The organism is Kitasatospora sp. NBC_01539 (genome assembly GCF_045040525.1).
Lineage (GTDB): Bacteria > Actinomycetota > Actinomycetes > Streptomycetales > Streptomycetaceae > Kitasatospora.
Genome location: NZ_CP109390.1, coordinates 9044622 through 9054184, shown reverse-complemented (window position 1 = coordinate 9054184; position 9563 = coordinate 9044622). Strand labels below are relative to the sequence as shown.

General features: G+C 74.1%; 6 protein-coding genes. 2 read left to right on the top strand and 4 right to left on the bottom strand.

Annotated features, from left to right (window positions below):
• The first annotated feature begins 6 nt into the window (after positions 1-6).
• Entirely contained in the window at positions 7-510 is a 504-nt protein-coding gene (locus OG335_RS39245) for a hypothetical protein (RefSeq protein WP_405009076.1), read from the top strand.
• Positions 511-916: 406 nt separating this feature from the next.
• Here the strand turns inward: OG335_RS39245 and OG335_RS39240 are convergent, their stop codons facing one another.
• On the bottom strand, positions 917-1165 hold the full coding sequence (locus tag OG335_RS39240; RefSeq protein ID WP_405009077.1) for a hypothetical protein: 249 nt from the start codon (positions 1163-1165) through the stop codon (positions 917-919).
• A 391-nt stretch (positions 1166-1556) separates the two neighbouring features.
• Positions 1557-3179 carry an MFS transporter gene (locus OG335_RS39235; RefSeq protein ID WP_405009078.1) on the bottom strand — a complete coding sequence of 541 codons (1623 nt, stop codon included), beginning with the start codon at positions 3177-3179 and terminating at the stop codon, positions 1557-1559.
• A 254-nt stretch (positions 3180-3433) separates the two neighbouring features.
• Between OG335_RS39235 and OG335_RS39230 the strand changes: the two genes are divergently transcribed.
• On the top strand, positions 3434-4423 hold the full coding sequence (locus OG335_RS39230; protein ID WP_405009079.1) for an ornithine cyclodeaminase family protein: 990 nt from the start codon (positions 3434-3436) through the stop codon (positions 4421-4423).
• 179 nt (positions 4424-4602) lie between these two features.
• Here OG335_RS39230 and OG335_RS39225 read toward each other — a convergent pair whose 3' ends face one another.
• Together OG335_RS39225 and OG335_RS39220 are read right to left on the bottom strand one after the other, a co-directional pair.
• Complete coding sequence (locus tag OG335_RS39225) at positions 4603-7617, bottom strand: hypothetical protein (protein ID WP_405009080.1); 3015 nt, start codon at positions 7615-7617, stop codon at positions 4603-4605.
• Positions 7617-9476, bottom strand: a complete 1860-nt coding sequence (locus tag OG335_RS39220; RefSeq protein ID WP_405009081.1) for an HSP90 family protein — start codon at positions 9474-9476, stop codon at positions 7617-7619. Before OG335_RS39220 ends, OG335_RS39225 begins: the two co-directional genes overlap by 1 nt.
• Positions 9477-9563: the final 87 nt, after the last annotated feature.

Below are 9563 nucleotides of genomic sequence, written 5' to 3'. Positions count from 1 at the left end.
TCATATATGACCACTGGCGATACAGCCCTGTGGGAGTCCTTGGTCTCGATGGAGCAAAGTGCGGCAAAGTTGCGGGCTGCTGTAAATAACTCGAGCACGCGAATCGAGATGCTGACTGCTGCACTGAGAGTGGAGGCGAGCGTATGGGATCAAGGTGCAGCCTTGAACTTCCTGAGGTTGTTCACTCGAGACGTCTCGCAGTTCGTTCCGCAGATTTTCGGGTTTGCGGTCAGTGGAAGATGGGAGCGCGAGGCCCGCGAGGTTCTGGCAGCAGGCCCTCGAGGTGAAGTCCTTCCCGAGGTGATTCGTCGTGCAGCTGAATACCTGCCTAGACCTGATGTCGAGGACTACCTGCAGCTTGCTTCGATTTTGGCCTCCCTTGAGTCAGCCGAGGCTTTGGCTGGTGTCGCATCTGACGCGATGGCGAGCTCGGATCCTGAAATTCAGGAGGCGGGTACGTTTATTCGCCAACAGTACGCAAATATCATCGGCATGGGATTTTACGAATAGGAAACGGGCCACGCCTCCGATGGTCAGGCGCTGGCAAAGTTCTAAGAGTTTCTTCGATCGGCGCATTCGCAACCAACTAAAGAGATTCTGGAATTGCGCGAAAATTCGACCATCCGGATGATTTATACGAGCTCACAGCCGCAATTTCGGCGAAACTAGATTTCACGCCCAGCGGCCCCGCTGAAGAATCTTCAGCGGGGCCGCTGGGCGTCCTGACGGCCAGGCCTCGTTGTTTCACGGCAGCGGCCGGTTGATCTCGTGCCCGTGATGTCGCGTTGGTCCGTTCCCGGGGGCGGTGTCGGGTAGGGCTGCGCGTCGGCTGCCGTGCCAGTGACACCGGGTTCCACGGGCCCGGTGGACTGCGGGTCGGCCTCCTCTCACTGTTCGGCGGGGCCAGATGCGCTGGTCAGGTGGGTCGGGCCAGGGCCTGGATGCGGGTGAAGGCCCGCACGATGGCGTCGGCCCAGGGCCAGGTCGAGGGGATCTTCAGGCGGCGTCTGCGCTGGCCGCGTACGAGCCGGGCCGGGACATGCAGGATGCGGTAGCGCAGGGGCTTGGGGGTTGCGGTGGGACATCGAAGAACCGGCTCCACTTCGGCCGCGACACCGCCTTCGCTGAGGACGCTCTCCCGGCCTCCGGCCTGGGGTACCCACACAAAGATACTGACCGGCCACGGCCCGGAGAACATAGCGACCTGCGAAGCCTCGCGATCAACACCCTCCGCGCCCGGGCATCGCAACATCGCCGCCGGTATCCGGCAGGCCTCCTACGAGCCCTTCATCCGCCCGCTCGACCTGCTGGGCATCTCTGACCAGCGCGATTACAAGATCACAGGAATGTGCAACGGCCCTGGCCACAGGATCCGCCGCTTCGCCCAGCGGCTCGCGCACCTGCTCCGCGCCGCGGTCCCCGCGTGAGCGCACCGGGTCGTACGACCATGCCAGGCATTCCCTCGCCCGGCGGAGGATGTCCGCGGCCGTGCCGACCGTCGCACCCGGCCTCGCCCGACGTGCCTCCGGGCCGGAGCCACGGCGCACGGCGGGCCGTCAGGAAGCTGTCGAGCCGGGCTGGGTGGTGGGGATGCGTCCGGTGAAGAACAGTGCGACGGTCGCGGCCAGCGCGAGGATCGCCAGCGCGGCCCGCAGGCCGTCCAGGCGGGCCGCGGCGTTGGCGTCGAGCGCGGCCGCGGAGACCTCCGGCGGGACCCCGGCGTCGTCGAGTGCGGCGGTGAGCTGGGCGTCCGACAGGAACGGCACACCGCTCGCCAGCTGGACCGTCGCCTTGTCCGTGACCTGCGCCGGGATGTCCGGGCTCTCGCCGATGCCGGTCAGGAAGGAGGTCGTCAGTGCGGCGATCATGAGCGAGCCGGCGAGTGCCGTGCCGATGGAGGCTCCGAGGTTGGTGACGGCGTTCTGCACCCCGCCGACCTCCGCGCTCTGCTCGTCCGGCACCGCGGAGACGGTGACCGCTCCGAGCTGCGAGGCCAGGGCCCCCATGCCGAGCCCGATGAGGAGCAGCGGCACGGTGGTGATCTCGGCGCCCGCGTCCGCGTCGAGCGCGGCGAGCAGCACGACGGCGCCCGCGAGCAGCGCGATGACGCCGCACCGCACCACCCGCCGCGGCGAGACGTGCGGCAGCAGGCGCGGGATCAGCACCGCGGCGGCGAGCAGGGTCAGCGAGAGCGGCAGGATGCGCACGCCCGTGGCGAGGGCGGAGAGGCCGAGCGCGACCGACAGGTACAGCGGGACGACGAAGAACACCCCCATCTGCACGAGGTACTGGAAGAAGAACATCGTCAGGCCGCCGGTGAGCTGCCGGTTGTGCAGGAGGCCGGGGTCGACCAGCGGTTCGCGGCCGCCGCGGACCACCCGGGCCTCCCAGCGGAGGAAGAGCCAGACGAGCAGCAGACCGGCCAGCATGAGCCAGACGACGAGCGAGACGCCCAGCCACGACGGGGCGTCCGCCTTGGGGACGAACCAGCCCCACTCCGCGGAGCGGAGCACGCCGTAGACGAAGATGCCGAGGCCCAGCGCGGAGAGCGCCGCCCCGACGAGGTCGAGTCGGGAGCGGCCACCGGTGGGTGCGTCGGCGATGCGGCGGGCGACCAGCAGGATCGCGACGACCACCAGGACCTCGCCGGCGAACACCCAGCGCCAGGAGAAGTACGTGGTCGCGATGCCGCCGATGAGCGGGCCGAGCGCGATCGCCACGGCGCCCGCGGCCGCGACCAGCCCGTACGCGGCGGGTCGGCGTTCCGCGGGGAAGTTGCCAGCGACCAGCGCGACGATGGCGGGCAGGATGAGGGCCGCCCCGACGCCCTCCAGGAAGGACCAGCCGAGGAGGAGCACGGGCAGGTTCGGTGCGAGGGCCGTCGTCAGGGAGCCGCAGCCGTACACGGCGCAGCCGATCATGAAGGCGCGCCGGCGGCCGATCAGCACGCCGACCTTGCCGCCGGGGATCATGAACATCGCCATGACGAGCGTGTACGCGGTGATCGCGCCCTGGATGCCGGTGACGGTCGTGCCGACGTCGTCGGCGACCGTCGCGATCGCGACGTTCATGACCGAGCTGTCGAGTGCCATCAGGAACTGGCCGGCGGCGAGGGTCGCCAGCACCAGGCCGGCAGCCGCGGCCCCGGCCCCGGCAGGAGTGCCCGTTCTGGATGCCATGGCCGCATCGTCCCAACGGCGCTGCGCGGCGGGTGCCCGACCCGCCCCGGGGGTCACCCGTTCGGCTCCCGGCGCTGACGGCCGACACCACGGGGCGGCCTGCCCGACGGATCGCGCCGGGCGGGCCGGAACGTGCCACACCGGCCACAGGGCGTGTCGGCGCCCCGGGCGGGCGGCCGCGGGCGACCCTGTGACCGGCGGTTGTCCGCCGCCGGCCGTCGGCGGGAACGCCGGACACCGGGAGGTCGGGGCACATGCTCGTCATCGGGCGCTCGCAGGTCGAGGCGCTGCTCGACACGGACACGTTGATCGACGCCCTCGCGGCGGCGATGGCGGATCTGAGCGCGGGCCGCGCGTCGGCACCGGACCGGGTGGCCGCGACGGTGCCCGAGCAGGACGGCCTCCTGGCCGCCATGCCGGGCTACGTGCCGTCGGTGGGGATGCTGATGGCCAAACTGGTCTCGCTCTTCCCCCGCAACGCCGGCACGCCGCTGCCGACCCATCAGGCCGTGATCGTGGTGTTCGATCCGCGGACCGGTGAGCCCGCGGCGCTGCTGGACGGTGCGGCGATCACGGCGGCGCGGACCGCGGCCTGCTCCGCACTGTCGGCCCGGCTGCTGGCCCGCCCGGACGCGACGGTGCTGGCGGTGCTCGGCACCGGCGTGCAGGCCCGGTCCCACGCCCGTGCGATGTGCCGGGTCCGACCGATCCGGCAGATCCGGGTGGCGGGACGGGATCAGGCGAAGGCCGCCACCCTCGCCGGGGAGCTCGCCGCCTCGCTGGAGGCCGAGGTCCGGGCGGTGGCCACGTACGCCGAGGCACTCGACGGTGCGGACATCGCCGCGGCGGCCACCCACGCCGTCGAACCCGTGGTCCGCCGCTCGTGGCTGGCACCCGGGGTGCACGTCACGTCGGTCGGGTTCAACCCGGCCGGGCGCGAGGTCGACGACGCGACGGTGGCGGAGGCACTGGTGTGCGTCGAATCCCGGCAGGCCGCGCTCGCGCCCTTCCCTGCGGGCAGCAACGACCTGCTGGCTCCGATCCGCGCAGGCGTGGTCTCCGCCGGGCACGTCCACGCCGAGCTCGGCGAACTCGTCGCGGGCACCCGGCCCGGGCGCTCGTCCGCGGAGCAGATCACCCTCTACAAGTCGGTCGGCGTGTCCGTCCAGGACGCCGCGGCCGCGGCACTCGTGGTCGGTGCCGCCCGCGAGCGGGGCGTCGGCGAACGGATCACGCTCGGATGACCTGCCCGTGCCGGGCGCCCGGACGGGCCGTGAGCGAGCGCGACGCCCGCGTCCGGCTCCTCGCCGCCGCCTACCGCTCCGGACTCGTCCGGCCGGGGACGCCGCCGCGCTGCCGGACGCCCCGGCCCGCCGGCCCGCCCGGGCGGACCGGCAGGGCGGACGGCAGGCGGGTGCCGGGGTCAGTCCGCGCGGGCGGCCAGGCGGTCGTGCACGGCGGTGAGGATCCCGACGACGTCGGTGAGGTCGGGCCGCCCGGAGCAGCGCCGGATCGCGGCGGTGAGCCGTGCCTGCGCGTCGGCGGTGCGGCCGAGCGTGCTGCCCTCGACGAGGGCGGCAACCCGGACGACCTCGGCGCGGGGGCGTTCGCCCTCCGGGCCGCCCGCCTCGTAGGCGGTGATCGCGCGTTCGGCCCAGGTGAGCGACTCCTCGTGCCGGTCGGCGACGGCGTAGGCCCGGGCCCGCTCGTAGTGGGCGGCGCCGGTCAGGTACCAGGAGGTGACCGGGTCGCCCGCGGCCTCGGCGCGCTCGCGGAGGCCGTCGGCCTCCGCGAGGCGTTCCAGGGCCGCGTCGAGCCCGTCGGGGCCTTCGGCCTCCATGGTGAGCCGGGCGATCTCGCGGAGCATCGCGGCGACCTGGTCGGGCCGGGGTGCCCGGTCGTGCGCGGCGAGGGTGCGGAGGCGGGCGGCGTGGGCGGCCTCCCAGATGCCGGCCTCGGCGAGGGCGACGGTCGCCTCGCAGGCGACCATCGTGTGGGTGTCCGGGTCGTCCTCCCACTGGGCCGTGATCTCGGCGAGCCGGAGGAACTCCTCGGCCGCCTCGCGGTGTTCGCCCAGGCCGGCGAGGCCGCGGGCGAGGTTCAGCCGGGCCTGGGCGGCGAGCCGCACGGGGAGGTCCGCCCCGGCACCGGCGCCGAGCACCGACTCCAGCACCGCGACGGCGTCCGCCGGCTGTCCGGTCCGGTCGAGCACGTCGGCGAGTTCGAGCCGGGCGCCGGCCGCGTCCACGGTCTCGCCGGCCCGGTCGAAGCGGGCGGCGGCCTCGGACAGGGCCCGGACGGCGCCACCGTGGTCGCCGGTGTGGACGGACACGTGGCCGAGCATCATGTACGTGGTCGCGGCGGGGAACAAGTCGTCGGCCCACCGGACGCTCTCGGCCAGGGCACGGTGCAGCAGCGGCACCGCGTCGGCGTGTTTGCCCTGGACGGCCTTGACCTGGCCGAGGAGTCCGAGGACGCGCGGGGCGCGCCAGGGGCGGTCGGCGGCGTCCACCAGGTCGAGGGCGCGCAGGAGGTCGGCCTCGGCCTGCTCGAACCGGCCGCGGCGGGCGGCCAGGTCTCCGCTGAACTGGAGGGCGGCGGCGACCCGGTGGAGGTGGCCGTGGCCTTCGGCGGCCTCACGGTAGGCGGCGACCTCGGTGTCGAACCGCCGGGCGGCGTCCTCGAACCGCGCGGCCGCGGCTGCGGCCTCCGGCCCGTCGGTGGCCGGGGCGGGCGCGTCGCCCCCGGCCGGGGTGCCGGTGTCGGGCTGTGCGGCCAGCGCGTCGTGGTGGGCGGCGAAGGCGCGGGCCTGCCGGAGGGTCAGGTGGTCGTCGGGCTCCAGCAGGCCGGCGGCCAGCAGGTCGTCGGCCTGCTGCAGGTGCGCGTCCAGCAGCGCCCAGTCCGCCGCGACCTCGCGGCTCTCCGTGCCGCGGTGGCCGAGGGGGGAGACGTCGGCGCGGACCCGGGCGCCGAGGGCCCGCCCGGGCAGCCCTTCGGCGTCGAAGAGTTCGGCGGCGGTGCGCAGGGCTGCCTGCACGGTCGGCACGTCGGCGTCGTCCGGTGCGTCCACGGCTTCGCGTTCGGCGAGTTCGGCGCGGAGCAGGCGCTCGCTGCCGGCCTCGGCGGTGTGGTCTCCGGCGGCCGTCCGCTCGGCGATCCGCCGCCACAGTGCCGTGGCGTCGGGGTGGGTCTGCCGGGCGAGTTCGCGGGCCCGCTCGACGAGGGCGGTGAAGTCCTCCGGTACGGGCTCCGCGGGTGTGCGGCGGGCCGTGCCGAGCGTGGGGGCCGGGTGGCCGGGCACGGCGGGTGCGGCGTCGGCCGCGGCCGGGACGGCGGCGGCGCGGACGCCGAGTGCGAGGGGCTCGGCGAGCAGCGGCTGCCGGGCGAGGCGTTCGCGGCGGCCCGCGCCGACGGTGTCGCTGCCGTTGCGGGCGTCGAAGCGCGCGGCCAGGGCGTCGGCCTCGGCGGCGACGTGCGCGAGCAGGGTGTCGGCCGTCCAGGTGGCGCCGGGCGGGCCGCCGACGGCGAGGGCGCCGTGGCCGAGTTCGCCGAGCCGGGCGGCGAGCACCTGCACGCCGGTCAGGAACTGCAGGCGGCCCAGCAGGTCGCCCTGCCCGTCGAAGAGGTCGCGGTTCTCGGCGAGGATCTCCAGGCCGCGCGGCTCGTTGCCGGAGAGCGCGCAGAACTCCAGGTGGAGGCCGATCTGGGTGGCGGTGCTGCTCTTGCCGCGGGCCCAGCGGTAGCCGGTGAGGTGGGCGGAGCGCGCCTCGTCGGTGCGGCCCTGGCGCAGCATCGGCAGCAGCGCGTGGGCGTGGCTGGTGTACGGCTCCTCGCTGCACGAGCTGTTGCCGTCGAGGACGGGCTGCCAGACGGCCAGGGCCCGGGCGTCGTCGCCGGCGCGGAGGTGGTGCAGGGCGGTGGCGCGGATCTCGCAGGCCGTGCAGTCGCTGAGGCGGCTGCGCGGGCGGGTCGCCCACAGGTCGAAGGCGTCGTCGGTGCCGAGGCCGGTGTGCGCGGCGAGGTGGTGGCGCTGCGCGTAGTACGGCTGCAGGTCGAACTCGGCGGCGACGTACCGGTCGCGCATCTCGGTGTGCCAGCGGTGCAGCGCGTCGAGGGGCACGTCGGGGGTGCTGAGGAGCGCGGAGGCGACCCACTTGAAGCGCCAGTAAACCTGCAGGCGTGCCCAGTCGCCGAACGCCTCGGGGTGGGTGTCCCAGAGCCTGAGCACGCGGGCGAAGACGACGGGCGCCTTGCGGGGCTCGCCGTCGTACTCGTAGGCCTCCATCAGCTCCAGCAGCGCCGACGCGGACAGCTCCGGGTCGTCGAACTGCTCTGCCGTGTCGACGAGTTCCTCGGCGGTGACGGTCCGTGTCCGGCCGTAGGGGCGGGCGTCGTTGTCCCGCAGGGCCTGCTGGACGGCTTCCTTGGTGTCGAGCATTACACGTCCTTCCGCGGGGCGTCCGGCTCGTGGCCGAGCATGGCGTGGTCGAGCAGGCTGATGAACGACCGGTTGAGCAGGGCGCTCTCGGCCGCGCGCAGCGGGCGGCGGGTGAGCAGCACGGCCTGGCCGTAGAGCGCCTCGACGGCGGTCACGACCAGCTCCCGGTGGGTGATGGACGCGGCGCGCCGCACCAGCGGGTTGAGGTGGTTGAGGACGAGCTGTGCGCGCGGCACCTCGGAACGCAGCGAGCCGAGGATGTCGGCCCAGAGGCCGTCGGCCTCGTCGGCGAGCCGGGCCCGGGTGCGCTCGTGGCGGGCCTCCCGGTTGTCGAGCAGCAGGGCGGGGGCGCTGGTGGGGTGGAAGCTGCGGAGGGCCACGTCGCAGTCGAACCGGCCGACGACCTCGCGGGCGACGGTGAGGAAGGCGGCGGCGGCGAGTTCGGCGGCGGGGTCGACGCTGTCGAGGTGGGCGGTGACGGTGCCGGGGTCGAGGTCGGCGACGGAGCTGCCCGGGCGGATCTCGGGCAGGCGGTGGACGAGGTCGCGGTCGTAGGTGTAGCCGCCGTTGACGACGCCGAGGCCGGCGGCGCCCGCGATCGGGGCGACCTGGCGGAACTCCTCCACCGTGCGGGCGACGAGGATCACGGGGTGGGAGCGGGCGAACTCGTCGAGGGTGACGTTGCCGTCGGTGGTCTCGAACGGCAGCCACGGGAGCAGCATGCGCAGCAGTTCGTCGTCGTAGCGGGCGAGGGCCTTCACCGCGAGGTGGTGCACGCCGAGGAAGCGGTGGAGCAGGGCGGGGTCGCTGGCGGAGAGGCCGGTGAGCCAGTCGCGGACGCGGGCGCCGAGGGCGTCGCGCACGGCGGCGAGGGTCTCGTCGGCGTACAGGCCCTCGCGTGAGGCGGTGGGCCGCAGGCCGTCCGTGTCGACGACGCAGCGCACGAAGAACGCCCAGTCGGGGAGGAGTTCGTCGGCCTGTTCGGAGAGCAGCATGCCCTTGAGGTGCACGCGGTGCCCGGCGCGGCGGGACGGCGGGGCGGCGTCCGGCAGGACGTACGCGACACCGCGCAGGCCGACCAGCGGGAGGTCGAGCTCGATGCTGTCCAGCGGGGTGAAGTCGAACGCCCGGCGGCAGTGCGCGGTGAAGGCGTCGCGGCGGGCCTGCGGAGAGGCGTGCCGTTCGGCCCACGGCGGGGTGGCGTTGATGCGGGTGCGGGTGCCGCGCGGGTCGACGACGGTGACCTCGTGGCGGAGCATGCTGCCGTAGTTGCGGGCGAGTTCGAGCACGCGGCCGGGGGCCGTCCACTCGGCGGCGTCGGCGCGGGGTGTCAGCCGCACGGTGGTGCCGGGCTCGGGCTTCGCGGCGGACGGCAGGGTCGTGATGGTGTAGCTGCCGTCGGAGCGGCCGCGCCACTCGATGACGGGCGCGTCGGCGGCGGCCGCGGAGCGGGTGACGACGGTGATCTCGTCGGCGACGACGAAGCAGGCGAGCAGTCCGATGCCGAACTGCCCGATGAAGTCGCCGCGGGCGGCGGCGAGTCCGGTGCCGTCGAGGCCGCCGTCGGCGTCGCGCTTGGAGCTGCGGCCGATGGTGGCGAGGAAGGTGTGGACGTCGGCCTCGGTGAGGCCCACGCCGGTGTCGGTGACGGTGAGTCCGTCGTCGGCGTGGACGGTGATGGCGGCGGGCGCGCCGGGGTCGAGGGCGTGGCGGCCGGAGATCGCGTCGACCGCGTTCTGCAGGAGTTCGCGCAGGTAGACGCGGGGGCTGGAGTAGAGGTGGTGGGAGAGGAGGTCGACGAGGCCGCGCAGGTCGACCTGGAAGGTGTGGGCGCTCGGGGCGCGCTCGGTTTCGGACACCGTGGGTTCTTTCGCGACGGAGGGGTGCGGGGCCGGAAGGTGCGGGGCCGGAGGGTACGGGGCCGGGGACGAGGCGCCGAAGGGTGC

What these genes read in the sequence shown, in the direction of transcription:
- OG335_RS39245 (WP_405009076.1), top strand. Translation starts at nt 7, where the DNA reads ATGACCACTGGCGATACAGCCCTGTGGGAGTCCTTGGTCTCGATGGAG.
- OG335_RS39235 (WP_405009078.1), bottom strand. Translation starts at nt 3,179, where the DNA reads ATGGCATCCAGAACGGGCACTCCTGCCGGGGCCGGGGCCGCGGCTGCC.
- OG335_RS39230 (WP_405009079.1), top strand. Translation starts at nt 3,434, where the DNA reads ATGCTCGTCATCGGGCGCTCGCAGGTCGAGGCGCTGCTCGACACGGAC.
- OG335_RS39225 (WP_405009080.1), bottom strand. Translation starts at nt 7,617, where the DNA reads ATGCTCGACACCAAGGAAGCCGTCCAGCAGGCCCTGCGGGACAACGAC.